The organism is Streptomyces sp. F001, assembly GCF_004187715.1.
GTDB classification, from domain to species: Bacteria; Actinomycetota; Actinomycetes; order Streptomycetales; family Streptomycetaceae; genus Streptomyces; species Streptomyces flavusporus.
In genome coordinates this window covers 260,953-274,606 of record NZ_QZWF01000002.1, presented here as the reverse complement: position 1 = coordinate 274,606, position 13,654 = coordinate 260,953, and the positions used below count along the sequence as shown (strand labels likewise).

The 13,654-nt window shown below is 71.1% G+C and carries 15 protein-coding genes; 9 read left to right on the top strand and 6 right to left on the bottom strand.

Features of this window, described 5'->3' with window-relative positions:
- Nucleotides 1-13 precede the first annotated feature (13 nt).
- Nucleotides 14-814, bottom strand: coding sequence for a VOC family protein (locus StrepF001_RS08900; RefSeq protein WP_129797758.1), 801 nt, complete (start codon nucleotides 812-814; stop codon nucleotides 14-16).
- 153 nt (nucleotides 815-967) lie between these two features.
- On the opposite strand from StrepF001_RS08900, the gene StrepF001_RS08895 reads away from it, so the two are divergent.
- Nucleotides 968-1,975 (top strand): zinc-binding alcohol dehydrogenase family protein, encoded by a 1,008-nt coding sequence (locus StrepF001_RS08895; protein ID WP_129798391.1) that lies wholly within the window; start codon nucleotides 968-970, stop codon nucleotides 1,973-1,975.
- Between the two features lie 88 nt (nucleotides 1,976-2,063).
- On the opposite strand, the gene StrepF001_RS08890 is transcribed toward StrepF001_RS08895, so the two are convergent.
- On the bottom strand, nucleotides 2,064-3,263 hold the full coding sequence (locus tag StrepF001_RS08890) for an esterase-like activity of phytase family protein (RefSeq protein ID WP_129797757.1): 1,200 nt from the start codon (nucleotides 3,261-3,263) through the stop codon (nucleotides 2,064-2,066).
- A 174-nt stretch (nucleotides 3,264-3,437) separates the two neighbouring features.
- Here StrepF001_RS08890 and StrepF001_RS08885 point away from each other — a divergent pair, with 174 nt between their 5' ends.
- Nucleotides 3,438-4,349, top strand: coding sequence for an SGNH/GDSL hydrolase family protein (locus tag StrepF001_RS08885; RefSeq protein WP_129797756.1), 912 nt, complete (start codon nucleotides 3,438-3,440; stop codon nucleotides 4,347-4,349).
- A 69-nt stretch (nucleotides 4,350-4,418) separates the two neighbouring features.
- Nucleotides 4,419-5,294, top strand: coding sequence for an aminoglycoside phosphotransferase family protein (locus tag StrepF001_RS08880; RefSeq protein WP_240797337.1), 876 nt, complete (start codon nucleotides 4,419-4,421; stop codon nucleotides 5,292-5,294).
- A 49-nt stretch (nucleotides 5,295-5,343) separates the two neighbouring features.
- On the opposite strand, the gene StrepF001_RS08875 is transcribed toward StrepF001_RS08880, so the two are convergent.
- Nucleotides 5,344-5,826 carry a VOC family protein gene (locus StrepF001_RS08875; protein ID WP_129797754.1) on the bottom strand — a complete coding sequence of 161 codons (483 nt, stop codon included), beginning with the start codon at nucleotides 5,824-5,826 and terminating at the stop codon, nucleotides 5,344-5,346.
- A gap of 123 nt (nucleotides 5,827-5,949) precedes the next feature.
- Here StrepF001_RS08875 and StrepF001_RS08870 point away from each other — a divergent pair, with 123 nt between their 5' ends.
- The gene (locus StrepF001_RS08870; RefSeq protein WP_129797753.1) at nucleotides 5,950-7,158 is read left to right on the top strand and encodes an epoxide hydrolase family protein; all 1,209 of its coding nucleotides are present in this window, start codon (nucleotides 5,950-5,952) and stop codon (nucleotides 7,156-7,158) included.
- A gap of 211 nt (nucleotides 7,159-7,369) precedes the next feature.
- Here StrepF001_RS08870 and StrepF001_RS08865 read toward each other — a convergent pair whose 3' ends face one another.
- Nucleotides 7,370-8,587, bottom strand: coding sequence for an erythromycin esterase family protein (locus StrepF001_RS08865; protein ID WP_129797752.1), 1,218 nt, complete (start codon nucleotides 8,585-8,587; stop codon nucleotides 7,370-7,372).
- Nucleotides 8,588-8,645: 58 nt separating this feature from the next.
- Here StrepF001_RS08865 and StrepF001_RS08860 point away from each other — a divergent pair, with 58 nt between their 5' ends.
- The 3 genes from StrepF001_RS08860 to StrepF001_RS08850 all read left to right on the top strand — a co-directional run bounded on the left by StrepF001_RS08860 (nucleotide 8,646) and on the right by StrepF001_RS08850 (nucleotide 10,832).
- Complete coding sequence (locus tag StrepF001_RS08860) at nucleotides 8,646-9,395, top strand: TioE family transcriptional regulator (protein ID WP_129797751.1); 750 nt, start codon at nucleotides 8,646-8,648, stop codon at nucleotides 9,393-9,395.
- Between the two features lie 194 nt (nucleotides 9,396-9,589).
- Entirely contained in the window at nucleotides 9,590-10,228 is a 639-nt protein-coding gene (locus tag StrepF001_RS08855) for an ATP-dependent Clp protease proteolytic subunit (protein WP_129797750.1), read from the top strand.
- Between the two features lies 1 nt (nucleotide 10,229).
- Nucleotides 10,230-10,832, top strand: coding sequence for an ATP-dependent Clp protease proteolytic subunit (locus StrepF001_RS08850; RefSeq protein WP_129797749.1), 603 nt, complete (start codon nucleotides 10,230-10,232; stop codon nucleotides 10,830-10,832).
- 15 nt (nucleotides 10,833-10,847) lie between these two features.
- Here the strand turns inward: StrepF001_RS08850 and StrepF001_RS47360 are convergent, their stop codons facing one another.
- Nucleotides 10,848-11,327, bottom strand: coding sequence for a helix-turn-helix transcriptional regulator (locus tag StrepF001_RS47360; protein ID WP_129797748.1), 480 nt, complete (start codon nucleotides 11,325-11,327; stop codon nucleotides 10,848-10,850).
- Nucleotides 11,328-11,463: 136 nt separating this feature from the next.
- Here StrepF001_RS47360 and StrepF001_RS08840 point away from each other — a divergent pair, with 136 nt between their 5' ends.
- Entirely contained in the window at nucleotides 11,464-12,243 is a 780-nt protein-coding gene (locus tag StrepF001_RS08840; protein ID WP_129797747.1) for a class I SAM-dependent methyltransferase, read from the top strand.
- A gap of 77 nt (nucleotides 12,244-12,320) precedes the next feature.
- On the top strand, nucleotides 12,321-13,139 hold the full coding sequence (locus tag StrepF001_RS08835) for an RNA polymerase sigma factor SigF (protein WP_129797746.1): 819 nt from the start codon (nucleotides 12,321-12,323) through the stop codon (nucleotides 13,137-13,139).
- Nucleotides 13,140-13,173: 34 nt separating this feature from the next.
- Here StrepF001_RS08835 and StrepF001_RS08830 read toward each other — a convergent pair whose 3' ends face one another.
- Nucleotides 13,174-13,626: an ATP-binding protein gene (locus StrepF001_RS08830; RefSeq protein ID WP_129797745.1), complete on the bottom strand. Its 453-nt coding sequence runs from the start codon at nucleotides 13,624-13,626 to the stop codon at nucleotides 13,174-13,176.
- Nucleotides 13,627-13,654: the final 28 nt, after the last annotated feature.

Here is a 13,654-nt window from a genome sequence, read left to right as displayed (position 1 = left end):
TCGCCGGAGCCGGTCAGGAGACGTCGGTGAGCTTCGGCATCTCGCCCTCGGTCGTCGTGGTGTCGATCACCGAGAAACTCGCGCCCTGTGGGTCGCTCAGCGCGGCGAAGCGCCCGAAGGGGCTGTCCATCGGCCCGAAGCGCAGGATGCCGCCGAGCTTGGTGGCCGTGGCGACGGCGTCGTCGCAGTGGGTGACGCTGAAGTAGAGGTTGATGTACGGCGGCACGTCGGGCGGGAAGTCCTCGGTCATCTTCATCCGGCCCAGGACCGGGTTCCCGCTGAGGTTGAAGATCCGGAAGTCGATGCCGTTGTCGTCCATCTGCTGCGCCGTGTACGGGAACACGGCGGGGAAGAACGCGTCCGATTTCTCCGGATCGCGGGTGAAGACCTCGGCCCAGCAGAACGCGCCCGGCTGTTCCATGGGCGCCTCGAACCCCTCGTGGCTGCCCGCCTGCCACACACCGAACACGACGCCGCCCGGGTCTCGGGCCAGGCACATGGTGCCGAAGTCGCCGACCTGCATCGGGTCCATCACCAGCTCACCGCCGTTGTCGCGGATCCTGCCCGCGGTGGCGGCGGCGTCCGGCGAAGCGAAGTAGAGGCACCACTGCGGCTGTTCCTCCTGGCCGGGCATGGGCGGTACGACAGCGGCGACCGCCTTGCCGTTCACGTAGGCCTGGGTGTAGTTGCCGTACTCCGACGACGCCTCGCCGAAGGTCCAGCCGAGAACCTCGCCGTAGAAGGTCTTGGCTCCCTCGACGTCCGTGAACATCGCGTCGGCCCAGCAGGGCATTCCCTCAGGTTTCACGGCCATGGCTGCGGCCCTTCCGGGATCGGTGGGGTTGTCCGCTTCCTCACGCTAGCCATCCGAAGGGCGGCCCGCGCGCCGAACGTGCCCTTCCGTTCCAGACTGGAGGGCGGAAGGCGGGTGGGGGCCGGCGAAGCGGGGCGCGGGGCGAACGGGACGATGCGGGCATGGTCGGTGGTGGCACCGGGCCCCGTGGAGGAGGGCTCCCTGAGGCTGCTGGGGAAGCCGGTGCCGGTGCCCGGGGACGATGAGCTGCTGGTGCAGGTGCGGGCCTGCGGGGTGTGCCGCACCGACCTGCATGTGGCCGAGGGGGATCTGCCGGTGCACCGGCCGGGGGTCACGCCCGGGCACGAGGTGGTCGGCGTGGTGGCCGGGTTCGGGGCGTCGGCGCGCGGTTTTCCGGTCGGCGAGCGGGTGGGCGTGGCCTGGCTGCGCCGCACCGACGGCAGTTGCGTCCACTGCACGCGCGGCGCCGAGAACCTGTGCCCGGCGTCGCAGTACACGGGCTGGGACGCCGACGGCGGTTACGCGCCGTACACGACCGTTCCGGCCGCGTTCGCTCACCGGCTGCCCGGCGGCCTCGACGACGTGGCGGCGGCGCCCCTGCTGTGCGCCGGCATCATCGGCTACCGGGCGCTGCGCCGGGCCGCGCTGCCGCCGGGCGGACGACTCGGTCTGTACGGGTTCGGGGGCAGCGCCCACCTGTGTGCGCAGATCGCCCTGGCCGAGGGCGCCAGGGTGCACGTCCTGACCCGGGCCGCCGCAGCGCGACGGCTCGCGCTGGAGCTGGGGGCCGCCTCGGCACGGGACGCGTACGATCTGCCGCCGGAGCCGTTGGACAGTGCGATCCTCTTCGCCCCGGTCGGCGACCTGGTCCCCGTGGCGCTGCGGGCGCTGGACCGGGGCGGGGTGCTGGCGATCGCCGGTATCCATCTGAGCGACGTGCCACCGCTGCGTTACGAGAGCGAGCTGTTCTACGAGAAGGAGCTGCGCAGCGTCACCTCCAACACGCGCGAGGACGCCAGGGAGTTCCTGGCGCTCGCCGCCCGTCACGGGGTGCGCGCCACCACGCACGCCTACCCGCTGTCGGAGGCGGCGCGGGCCCTCACCGATCTGAAGGCGGGCCGTTTCGACGGGGCGGCGGTACTGGTGAACGATCTGTCCTGAGCCCGCGGGGCCCGTCGTGTGCGGCCGAACGGCGTGTGAAACGCGGGGGGCCCGGTCGCTCGCGGGTGACAGGGCCCCCTTGCGTGTCTCAACGGAACGCGCGTGGGTCGGCGTGCAGACGGTCCGTCAGCCGGATGGTGATGAACTCGTTGTTGTCGGCCTTGCCCGGCGTACGGCCGGACGAGAAGGGGAAGTTGTTGTCGTTCAGGACGGCCAGCGTCCGGTCGTTCAGGAGGACGACGTCCTCAATGGTGGTGAACGGGAACCGGAAGGTCTCGCCGAAGCCGCCGACGCCCTTGGGGTTGGCGATGTCGAGCAGATCGGCCACCAGGGTCTTGTCCATCATCCCGTCGTCGTCGCGGTCACGGGTGTCGGCGAGGTAGATCCGCTTGAACTTGGCCGCGTCGCCCTGGCCGCCGTCGCGCTCGATGACCAGGAAGCGGTGACGGTCGACGGCAACGGCGTCGCCGATGGCGTGCGCGGTCGACTCCAGGCGGTAGACGAACCGCTTGCCGGTGTAGGCGCGCTGACGCAGGTCGAACTCACTGAACCGCAGGTCGCCGGGCGTGTCGCCGGTGACGCTGCCTTCCAGGAGCGGGTAGAGACGGCGGCCGTCGACCGAGCGGACCAGGCCCTCGAAACCCTTGCTCCCGCCGATGGTCGGCTGTGCACCGTTCAGGTACGGGTTCTCCGGCGCCTGCACTCCGTCCAGCGCAATGGGGGCCTGAAGCAGACGGCCCTTGGCGTCGAAGTGGAGCAGGAACGGGCCGAACTCGTCGCCCATCCAGTACGTGCCGTCGGCGACCCGCACGATCGACTCGACGTCGAAGTCGGCGCCGGTCAGCAGCCGGTCGGCACGGGTGAGCGGGAACGGCACCTTGTGGTGGGGGTCGCTCAGGTTGAAGCCGCCCAGCACCCTGACCTTCCCGGATTTCGCGTCCGGCTCGATGCGGTGGACGCGCAGCAGGTAGTCGGCGCTGTTGGCCTTGTTGCCGTAACCGTTGTCGGACAGCACGTCGAAGGTGCCGTCGTGGCGGTTGACGATGCCGCTGAAGCCCTGGACGGGCTGGTCCGCGAACGGCGCGGCGATGCCGTTGAACGGGCCGGCGCCGATGAGCGAGCCGGACGGCTCGCTGTCGGGAACATAGGTCTCGGCCGGCAGGGAGGCGAACCCGGTGAGCGTGGCCCGCCCGAAGTCCCCGTCCAGGTGGCCGCTTTGGGCCGCAGCAGGGGAGGCCAGCGCCACGGTCAGGACAGCGGCGCCGAACAAGATCGAAGTTCTTCTCATGGCGGGCACCGTAGAGACACCATATGACCAACACGCCAACACCGGTGGACGATCCCGCACACACGTACGGCACGGGCGGGCGTCCGCGGCTCCCGTGGCCGACGCGTGTCTTCCCCCTGCCGCCGGGGTGTGCTTGCCTGGGCAGCCCTGTCGGTGGCGGGGTGGGGTGGCCGTATGCACAGGCGGTGGGTGGTCGGTCTGCTGATGGTCGGCGTGGCGCTCCTCGGCGGCTGCGGGGATCCGGCGTCCGGGCCGGACGGCGCACCGTCGGCGCCCTCCGTACCCGGTGCCTCGCCCACCACGCACCAGGGGGCGGCCGCCTCCCCCACCGCGCCCCGGAAGGCGCCCACGGTGCTGTATCTCGGGGACTCGCTGGCGATGGAGAACCAGCAGGTCCTCGGCCGGGAGCTGCGCCGGGACCTGGGAGCGCGGTACACCAGCGCCCCGTACTCGGGCACCACCCTGTGCGACTACCTCGAGGGCACGGGCGAGCGGTCCCTCGTGCCGGACGCCGACAAGGCCGCCGCCCTGGTGCGCTCCGTGCGGCCGGACTTCGTGGTGCTGCAGTTCTGGGGAAACGCCTGGGGCTACACACCCTGCATGGACGGGATCACCTACGACGCCTCCCGCGCCCGGTACTTCGAGCGGTACGCCGCCGACGCGCGCCGGCTCACCGAGCAGATCACCGCGGCCGGCGGTACCCGGCGCCCGCAGATCGTCTGGGTGCTGCAGGGCCCGGACCCGATCACCCCCGACCGGGTCCGGCGCGTGAACGCCCTCTACGAGGAACGGGCCGCGGCCTCCGCCGACCTGGTCGCCGACGCCGGGCGGGCGGTGAGCCCCGCCTCGGCCCGCTACACCTGGACCCAGTACCTGCCGTGCACCGCGTACGAGCGCGCCCACCCCGACTACTGCACCCAGCCGGGCAGTGACCGCACCGCCCTCCACCGCGACGACGACTACCTGCACTTCTGTCTGGCGCCCACGACGTCCACTCCGAAACCGTGCCCGGTGCGCTCGCCCGGCATCCTGCGCATCGCACAGGAGATCGCGCGGGTGGTGGACGAAGGGATCCGCTCCGGCTGACCCGGCGTCAAAACCGTTCGACAAAGGCGGGGCCGGGCCGCTGGGATGGACCTCATGTGTGCCGTCAAGATGCATACGGACGAGGTCGACGTCGACGCCTCACTGGTCCGCCGACTGATCGCCGGTCAGTTCCCGCAGTGGGCTCGGCTGCCCGTGCGCCGGCTGCAGTCGTCGGGCACCGAGAACGCGATGTTCCGGCTCGGCGCCGACCTGGTGGTGCGGCTGCCGCGGCATCCCCGTGCCGTCGAGGGAGTGGAGCACGAGATGCGGTGGCTCCCCCGGCTGGGGCCGCTGCTGCCCCTCGACACGCCCGAGCCGGTGGGGCAGGGCGAGCCTGGTGCCGGGTTTGCGTGGCCCTGGTCGGTGTACCGGTGGCTGGAGGGGCGCAATCCGGCCGTCGAAGCGCTCCAGGAGCCGGAGTTGCTCGCCAAGGATCTGGCCGAGTTCGTCGGTGCACTGCGCCGGATCGACCCCGTGGACGGGCCACCCGCCTCGCGGGGCGTCCCGCTCGCCACCCGGGACGCGCCGACCCGGTCGGCCATCGAGCAGCTGGCGGGAAGGATGGACACGGCGGCGCTGACGGCGCTGTGGGAGGAGGACCTGCGGGTCCCGGCGCGGTCGGGGCCGCCCGTCTGGGCGCACGGCGACCTGTCGCCGGGGAACGTCCTGGTCACCGAGGGACGGCTGACCGCCGTGATCGACTTCGGCACGGTGGGCGTGGGAGATCCCGCAGTCGATCTGATCGCGGCCTGGAATCTCCTGCCCGCCTCGGCCCGCCCCGTCTTCCGTGACGCTCTGGGTGTCGACGACTCCGAGTGGGCGCGCGGGCGTGGCTGGGCGTTGTCGATCTCGCTGATCCAGCTGCCGTACTACTGGGAGACCAATCCTCCGCTGGCGGCGAACTCCCGGCATGTGATCAAGGGGATCCTGGCCGAGGCCGGGTAGCACGGACCGGCCGCCGGGTCCGTGGCGGCCGGTCACCGCGAGGTGTGCCCTACTTGCCCGCGTACGCCTTCTCCAGGGCGGCGATGTCGAGCTTGTGCATCGACAGCATCGCCTGGGTCGCACGTGCCGCCTTCGCCGGGTCCGGGTCACTCATCATGTCGTCGAGGCTGTCCGGGATGACCTGCCAGGACACCCCGTACTTGTCCTTGAGCCAGCCGCAGGGGCCGGGCTCGCCGCCGTTCTCGGTGAGCTTGGTCCAGTAGTAGTCGATCTCTTCCTGGTTCTCGCAGAAGATCATGAAGGAGATCGCCTCGGTGAACTTGAACTCGGGGCCGCCGTTGAGCGCCAGGAACTTGTGACCGTTGGCCGTGAATTCCACGGTCAGCACGGTGCCGGCGGGGCGAGGGGCACCCTCGGGGTAGCGGGCGACCTTGCCGACGCTGGAGTTCTTGAAGACCGAGACGTAGTAGTGGGCGGCTTCCTCGGCCTGGTCGTCGAACCAGAGACACGTGGTGAATCCGTCGGTGGCCATGAGTACCTCCTGGGGGCGCGGAACGCAGTCACCTGTATCGACCGATCCTTGCCCTGGAACTCATCGGCCGGCCGCTGATTGATCCAGGTGGCCCCCGCACCGCCCCGGCATAGCATCGCGGCCATGACATCCTCGCCCGCCGATGGCATCCGGCCCTTCCGCCTCGACATCCCGCAGAGCGACCTCGACGATCTCCACCACCGGCTCGACCGCACCCGGTGGCCGGACGCACTGCCGGGGGTGGGCTGGTCGTACGGCGTTCCGCGCGACTATCTGCAGGAGCTCGTACGGTACTGGCGGCACGAGTACGACTGGCGTGCGGCCGAGGCGCAGCTCAACGAGTGGCCGCAGTTCACGACCACGATCGACGGGGCGAACGTGCACTTCGCGCACATCCGCTCCCCGGAACCGGACGCCACGCCGCTGATCATCACGCATGGCTGGCCGGGCTCGATCGTCGAGTTCCTGGACGTCGTCGGCCCGTTGACCGACCCGGCCGCCCACGGCGGCGATCCGGCCGACGCGTTCCATGTCGTCGTACCGAGCATTCCGGGCTTCGGGCTGTCCGGGCCCACGTCCGACACCGGCTGGGAGGCGGGGCGCATCGCCGACGCATGGGCCGAGCTGATGACGCGGCTCGGCTACGAGCGGTTCGGCGCGCAGGGCGGTGACTGGGGGGCGGCCATCTCCCGCGAGCTGGGCCGCGCCTGTCCGCACCGGTTGATCGGCGTGCACCTCAACCTGCTGCCGGGCGCGCAGGCGACCCACGAACCGAGGGATGAGGAACTGGCCGAGCTGAGCCCCGAGGAGCGGGAGCGCACGCTCGCCTCCTGGCGCGGCTGGAGCGCGTGGTCGGGCGAAGGCGTCGGGTACGCCGTCCTGCAGTCCACCAGGCCGCAGACCCTGGCGTACGGACTCACCGACTCGCCTGTCGGTCAACTCGCCTGGATCGTCGAGAAGTTCCAGGAGTGGACGGACTCCCGGGAGCTGCCCGAGGAGGCCGTCGACCGGGACCGGCTGCTGACCGACGTGATGCTGTACTGGCTGACCGGGACCGCCGGTTCGTCCGCCCGCGTCTACTACGAGCGGGCGCACGCCCCGGCCGACCGGGCCGAGGCGCCCAAGCAGCCGTCGACCGCGCCGACGGCGCTCGCCCTCTTCCCGGCCGAACTCCAGATCCCCTTGCGGCACAAGGCGGACCGCACGGAGAACATCGTGCGGTGGACGGATTTCGACCGGGGTGGGCACTTCGCGGCGATGGAGGAGCCGGATCTGCTGGTCGAGGACGTACGGGCCTTCTTCCGGCAGCTGCGCGAGAAGGGCGAGGGGTGAGGAACATCCGCGTCGGATGACCTGCGGCGACGTCGCCGGGCCGCTGCGCGAAGCAGCCGCCGGACAGGCCCTAAGCGGACTCGGTGAAGTCCGGTGCGGTTCGGCAGCGCCCCAAAGGGGCGCGGGGCTGTATCGACATGCGGCTCCGCCGCGCGGGCGCGACCAGCCACGACGCACCCGCAGGTGGCGTCCCGGCCTTCCAGCGGAGCACTTAGCTCTGCGGGACGTCCTTGACGAACACGATGCCGTCGCTGTCCGCCAGGTGGGCCGGGTCGAGCGGGGAGTAGCCGAACCAGGGGGATACGCGGGGCGCGGGCCGTGTGTCGCCGAGGGTGGTGGCCAGCTGGGACGCGTCGATGAGGCAGCGGTCCTCCGGGAGCGCGTACAGGAGTCCTTCGACGGTGGCCGGCGGCGGCGTGTCCACTCCCTGGTGCCGGATCGTGCCGAGGGCGGTGGCCACGAAGGCGTACTCCTCGCCGAGCTGGGCGCTCACCAGTGCGCCGGCGCTCCACCACTCCACCGGCCCCTCCCACATCTGCATCGTGCTCTTCTCCCGCTGGAGATGGGAGTTGTGGGCGTGGATGAGTGCCGGGCCCCGAGCGGCAACGGCGAGGAGGTTGTGGGCCATCATCGAGTCCCGCAGCGCGCACAGCCGGGTCATGCGGGCCGGTGAGGTGTCGGCCATCCAGTAGTGGTAGCGCAGCAGACCGGTGGCGGTGCGCCCGTACAGGCGCGCCCGGTCGAAGTCGTCCCGCGAGGTCGCCGTGATCAGGTGGGGCGTCTGCGCGTCGAGCAGCGCCACCAGATCGTCGGCGAGCAGCCGCAGCTGACTGGCCTCGGCCGACCGCCCCATGGACTGGGCCGGGTCCATCATCGCGGCGGGCTGGGTCCACCGGTCGTCGGTGCCGAGCAGGCGGTCGAGTGTTTCCGCGGTGCAGGGGAGCAGGTCCGCGTCCACCCGGGCCGCGAGGCAGCCGTGGAGTGCGGTGAGGGCCTGCCGGGGGCTCGCGGCGTGGGTGATTTCCAGCGGGCCGTCGAAACCGGCGAAGCGGAGCCGATCGGACGCGGGCCGGCCGTCGTTGTCGGCGCGGACGTTGTAGGCGCGCATCCAGCGCACGAGTTCGCGGTTGGCCGCGGAGGTGCCAAAGCCGTGGCTGATTCCCTGCTCCATGACCTCCTCGAGGGTGCCCCTGCCCGAGGTGACGTAGTCGTCCGCGACCAGGCCCCTCATGCAGTCGCTCTCGATCGCGATCGTCCGGTAGCCCTCCTGCTCGACGAGCTGCCGGAAGAGCTCGTTGCGCACCTCGAGCAGAGTGTCCTCGCCGTGGGTGGGCTCGCCCAGCGCGAGCAGCCGGGGCCGGGCCGGGAGCAGCCTCATGACGGCGGCAGCCTCGACGGCATGGGCGGTGCCCTTGATGTCAGTAGCCATGTCCTCAACGGTATCGTTGAACCTTCGGTTGAAACTTCTCCGCGATATCGGCAGGCCCATGGGACGAAACCTTCAAAACGGCGAGCGACTCAGGCCGGTTGATCTGGCGCGCGGGCACGGTCTGTCCACGCAGGCGATCAGGAACTACGAGGAGGCCGGCATCCTTCCGGCCGCCGGTCGCACACCCCACGGCTACCGCACCTATACCTCGTTGCACGCGGGGGCCCTGCGCGCGTTTATGGCCCTGGTGCCCGGCCACGGCCACCGGACGGCGACGTCGATCATGCGGGCCGTGAACCAGGGCGCGGCCGAGGACGCGTTCCGCCTCATCGACGAGAGCCACGCCCAGCTCCTCGACGACCGGCGGACCCTCCAGGCCGTGGAGAGCGCCCTGCGCGACCTGGAACCCGCCACGGCGCCCGAGCCCGGGGTGGAGTCCGAGCCGGCCGCGGTGTCCGGGCCCGGCGGCACGTTCATCGGGCCGCTGGCAGACAAGCTCGGAATCCGGCCGGCGACGCTGCGCAAATGGGAGCGCGCCGGGCTGGTGCGCCCGCGCCGCGACCCGCGGACCGGGTACCGCGTCTACGACGAGGCCGACGTACGGGACGCCCGGCTGGCCCACCAGCTCAGGCGGGGCGGCTACCTGCTGGAGCAGATCGCCCCGCTGATCACCCAGGTGCGGGCGGCCGGCGGGCTGGAGCCGCTTCAGGCCGCACTGTGCGACTGGCGCGGCCGGCTGTCCGCCCGCGGGCGGGCGATGCTGACCGGGGCCGCCGAGCTGGAGGCGTACCTCCGCGAGCGCGGATGAGACTTCGGTCGCCGGCCGAAGGGCTTGGCGCTCGATCTGACATGGATGTTCCTCAGCCTCCGCCGGCGGCTGACCGCTCTGCCCGTGGCGAATCTGCCGCGGGCAGAGAAAACCCCTGCGGTGCCTGTTCCCGGCCCAGAGTGGGGATCGCGGCGATGCCGGCCGCCTCACGACAACGACGACAAGGAGCGCCGATGTCTCCACTCACCGCCCTGCCGCCCCGGGCCGAGGAGGGCGACACCCCGCCCACCCGGTTCGACGACCATCTGGCCGCCCAACTGCTCGGGCAGCGGATCGTCCTGCTCGGCACCCAGGTCGACGAGGTCTCCGCGAACCGGGTCTGCGCGCAGTTGCTGATCCTGTCGGCGGAGGACCCGCGCACCGACATCAGCCTGTTCATCAACAGCCCGGGCGGCTCGGTGCACGCGGGGCTCGCCATCTACGACACGATGCGGCTGATCCCCAACGACGTCGCCACGCTCGCGATGGGGTTCGCGGCCAGCATGGGGCAGTTCCTGCTCAGCGTGGGAACGCCCGGCAAGCGGTACGCGCTGCCCCACGCGCGGATCATGATGCACCAGCCGTCCGCGGGCATCGGCGGCACCACCGCCGACATCGAGATCCAGGCGGACAACCTGGCGTTCACCAAGCGGACGATCGAGCAGATCACCGCGGAGCACACCGGCCAGAGCCCGGAGACCATCTCCCGGGACGGCGACCGCGACCGCTGGTTCACGGCCGAGGAGGCCAGGGACTACGGCATGGTGGACCGGGTCGTGGAGTCGTTCACCGACGTCCGCCCGGCGGCCACCCGGCGACGGATGGGGCTGTGACATGGGGACCTACACGATTCCGAACGTCGTCGAGCGCACCTCGCAGGGCGAGCGGTCGTACGACGTGTTCAGCCGGCTGCTGTCGGAGCGGATCATCTTTCTCGGCACCGAGATCGACGACGGCGTCGCCAATGTCGTCATCGCGCAACTCCTCCATCTGGAGTCGGCGGCGCCGGAGAACGAGATCGCGATCTACATCAACTCCCCCGGCGGCTCGTTCACCTCGCTCATGGCGATCTACGACACGATGACGTTCGTGCAGGCGCCGATCTCGACGTTCTGCGTCGGCCAGGCGGCCTCCACGGCAGCCGTGCTGCTGGCCGGCGGGGATCCTGGCCGGCGGTTCGTGCTGGAGCACGCGCGCGTGCTGCTCGGTCAGCCGGCCAGCGGCGGCAGCCGGGGCATGATCTCCGACCTCGCCCTCCAGGCCCAGGAGATGGTCCGCATCCGCTCGCAGGTCGAGGAGGTGCTGGCCCGGCACACGCACCACGACATCGCGACACTGCGTGCGGACATGGACCGCGACAAGGTGTTCACCGCGCAGGAGGCCGTGGCGTACGGCTTGGCCGACGAGGTGGTGAGCCGGCGCCTCGTGAGGGTCTGAGGCGCCGGCGCGTCCTCACGCTGCCAGGCAGAATCCGTCGTACGGCGAACCGGCCCTGCCGCGACTGCGGTCGGCGTGTCGCGTGAGCTCGCTCTGCGCCAGTGACAGCAAGTCACCGAGGCCCAGGCCGAGGGCGTGGGCGGCGGCCGCGAGGACCTCCGAGGAGGCCTCCTTGCGGCCGCGCTCCACCTCCGACAGGTACGGCATGGAGATGCGCGCCGCGTCGGCCACGTCCTTGAGCGTGCGTTCCTGCGCGAGACGCTCACGGCGCAGGACGTCACCGACGAGGTCCCGCCAGAGCGGTTCCTTGGGAGCGGGGGCAGAGCGGAGCGGCTCGTGCGGAGCGGGTGCCGGCCGAAGCTGCTCGTGCGGAGCCGGTCCGGGCCGGGGCGGCGAACCGGCGGGTCGCTCGGACGCTGGGCGGGCCGTCCCGGGGCGCGCGGCGGGCGGGCGCAGCGGGATGACGCGGGCTTCGTTCGGCGTTTGGTTGCTCACCTCTCCAGCCTAGGAGCGCCCGCCGCCACGGGGAGTCCCCGGCGTTCCGCCCTCGGTGGAATCGGACGAAACACCCGGCCCCGGTGCCTGCCCGGGAGAGACTGGTCGAGGATCCGAGGGGAAGGGATGCGGTGCCGTGCTGCGGGACACGTTCAACGAGGCCGCGGAGCTGTACGACAGGGCACGGCCGCGGTATCCCCACGCCCTGGTCGAGGACTTGGCCCGGGTGACAGGCCTGGGCCCGGCCGACCGGGTCCTGGAAGTAGGGCCCGGAACCGGCCAACTCACCGTCCCCCTCGCCGCGTTCGGCTGCCGGATCACGGCCGTGGAGCTGGGGCCCGCCCTGGCGGCCGTCGCCCGGCGTCGGCTGCGGGGGTTTCCGCTGGTGGACGTGGAGGTGGCGGAGTTCGAACGCTGGGAGCCGCCGCAGGAGCCGTACGACGTGGTGGTGAGCGCGACCGCGTTCCACTGGATCGACCCCGCCGTCCGCGCGCAGAAGGCGGCGGACGTCCTGCGCCCCGGAGGATGTCTCGCCCTCGTCACCACCCACCATGTGGCCGGCGGCAGCACGGACTTCTTCGCCCGGGCCCAGCGCTGCTACGAGCGCTGGGATCCGGCCACCCCACCCGGTCTACGGCTGCTCGACGAGACCGAAACCGCCTCGGACACGGATGAGTTGACCCGGTCCGCGCGCTTCGAGCACGTCACCGTGACCCGTCACGCCCAGGAGATCACGTACTCCGCCGACCAGTACATCGATGTGCTGCTCACCTACTCGGGCCACCGCGCACTCGACGACCGCGCTCGGCACGGCCTGCTCATGTGCATCCGGGAGTTGATCGACACGTATCACGGCGGCAGCGTCACCAAGCGATACCTCCACGAGCTCATCTCCGCGACCCGATCCGGCAATTGACGGCGCATGACCCGCCACGCCCCGGGTACCCGCCCGATGAGGCAGACGTCGCACCGGCAACTTTCGTGGGAGAGGCAATGGACACCGCCGTGATCGTGGACCCCAGGACCGTGGCTCCGCGCGACGCGCGCGAGTTGTCCCGCCAGTTCTTCGAGCGGATGGCGGCTCTCGAGGAGGGCACGCACGCTTACCAGTACGCGCGCAACACGCTGATCGAGATGAACATCTCCCTGGTGCGGTTCGCCGCCGGGCGGTTCCGCAACCGTGGGGACGACATGGAGGACATCGTCCAGACCGGGATGATCGGCCTGATCAAGGCCATCGACCGGTTCGACCCGGCCCGCGAGGTCGAGTTCACGTCGTTCGCGCTGCCGTACATCATGGGCGAGATCAAGCGGTTCTTCCGCGACACGACATGGGCGGTGCACGTCCCACGTCGCCTGCAGGAGCTGCGGGTGGAACTGGCCAAGGCGCGTGAGGAGCTCTCCAGCCGTCTGGACCGCGAACCGACGGTGGCGGAGCTCGCCACGCTGATGGACATCTCCGAGGACGAGGTGGTGGAGGGTCAGCTCGCCGCCAACGGCTACAACTCCGCGTCGCTGGACGCCGCGCTCACCGGCGACGGACCCGAGCACGGCGAGGCCGTGCTCGCCGACTACATCGGCGTCGAGGAGCACGGGCTGCGGCTGGTCGAGGACTTCCAGTCGCTCGCCCCGCTCATGGCCGAACTGGACGAACGCGACCGGCAGATCCTGCACCTGAGGTTTGTGGAGGAGGCCACCCAGGCCGAGATCGGCGAGCGGCTCGGCTGCTCGCAGATGCATGTCTCCCGGCTGCTCAAGCGGATCATCGTACGGCTGCGGCGAGGCATGCTCGGGGAGCTCGACTGCGCCTGACGCCGGCGTCACGACACAGCGTCCAGGGGCTCGCTCAGCCGCTCAGCTCGACGACGGCCCTCACCCGCTTGCCGACCGGCACCCGTTCGACGGTCACCTTCGTCGCCAGCGCATGGACTATCTCCAGACCGTGCCTGCCGACCCGTGCGGGATCGCGGGGAAACCGCAGGGGCAGTGCGGCGCTGCTGTCGCAGACGCACACCGTCATGGAGCTGTCCGTGCCCTCCAGCTCCAGGATGTACGGACCGTTGCTGTGCCGGTCCGCGTTCGTCACGAGCTCGCTGACGACGAGGAGCACCGACTGTTCGGCGCGAGAGCCGATCTCGGCGCACCACTCGGTCCTGAGCTGCTCGAGGAAGAGTGCGGCGAAGGAGCGTGCCTCGGCGATGCATCCCGGCTCGCCGGTGTAGTGCGCCGCCCGCCGCAGCGGTTCCACGGGCACGTCGAAACCAGTCGGTACGACGGACCCGTCCCGGTACTCGATCATGCGTGTCTCTCTCCGAAGCCGGCCGTGC

Bases quoted from the DNA above. Each gene is read 5' to 3' on its own strand.
- StrepF001_RS08900 (WP_129797758.1), bottom strand. From the start codon at position 814: ATGGCCGTGAAACCTGAGGGAATGCCCTGCTGGGCCGACGCGATGTTC.
- StrepF001_RS08895 (WP_129798391.1), top strand. From the start codon at position 968: ATGCGGGCATGGTCGGTGGTGGCACCGGGCCCCGTGGAGGAGGGCTCC.
- StrepF001_RS08890 (WP_129797757.1), bottom strand. From the start codon at position 3,263: ATGAGAAGAACTTCGATCTTGTTCGGCGCCGCTGTCCTGACCGTGGCG.
- StrepF001_RS08885 (WP_129797756.1), top strand. From the start codon at position 3,438: ATGCACAGGCGGTGGGTGGTCGGTCTGCTGATGGTCGGCGTGGCGCTC.
- StrepF001_RS08880 (WP_240797337.1), top strand. From the start codon at position 4,419: ATGCATACGGACGAGGTCGACGTCGACGCCTCACTGGTCCGCCGACTG.
- StrepF001_RS08875 (WP_129797754.1), bottom strand. From the start codon at position 5,826: ATGGCCACCGACGGATTCACCACGTGTCTCTGGTTCGACGACCAGGCC.
- StrepF001_RS08870 (WP_129797753.1), top strand. From the start codon at position 5,950: ATGACATCCTCGCCCGCCGATGGCATCCGGCCCTTCCGCCTCGACATC.
- StrepF001_RS08865 (WP_129797752.1), bottom strand. From the start codon at position 8,587: ATGGCTACTGACATCAAGGGCACCGCCCATGCCGTCGAGGCTGCCGCC.
- StrepF001_RS08860 (WP_129797751.1), top strand. From the start codon at position 8,646: ATGGGACGAAACCTTCAAAACGGCGAGCGACTCAGGCCGGTTGATCTG.
- StrepF001_RS08855 (WP_129797750.1), top strand. From the start codon at position 9,590: ATGTCTCCACTCACCGCCCTGCCGCCCCGGGCCGAGGAGGGCGACACC.
- StrepF001_RS08850 (WP_129797749.1), top strand. From the start codon at position 10,230: ATGGGGACCTACACGATTCCGAACGTCGTCGAGCGCACCTCGCAGGGC.
- StrepF001_RS08835 (WP_129797746.1), top strand. From the start codon at position 12,321: ATGGACACCGCCGTGATCGTGGACCCCAGGACCGTGGCTCCGCGCGAC.
- StrepF001_RS08830 (WP_129797745.1), bottom strand. From the start codon at position 13,626: ATGATCGAGTACCGGGACGGGTCCGTCGTACCGACTGGTTTCGACGTG.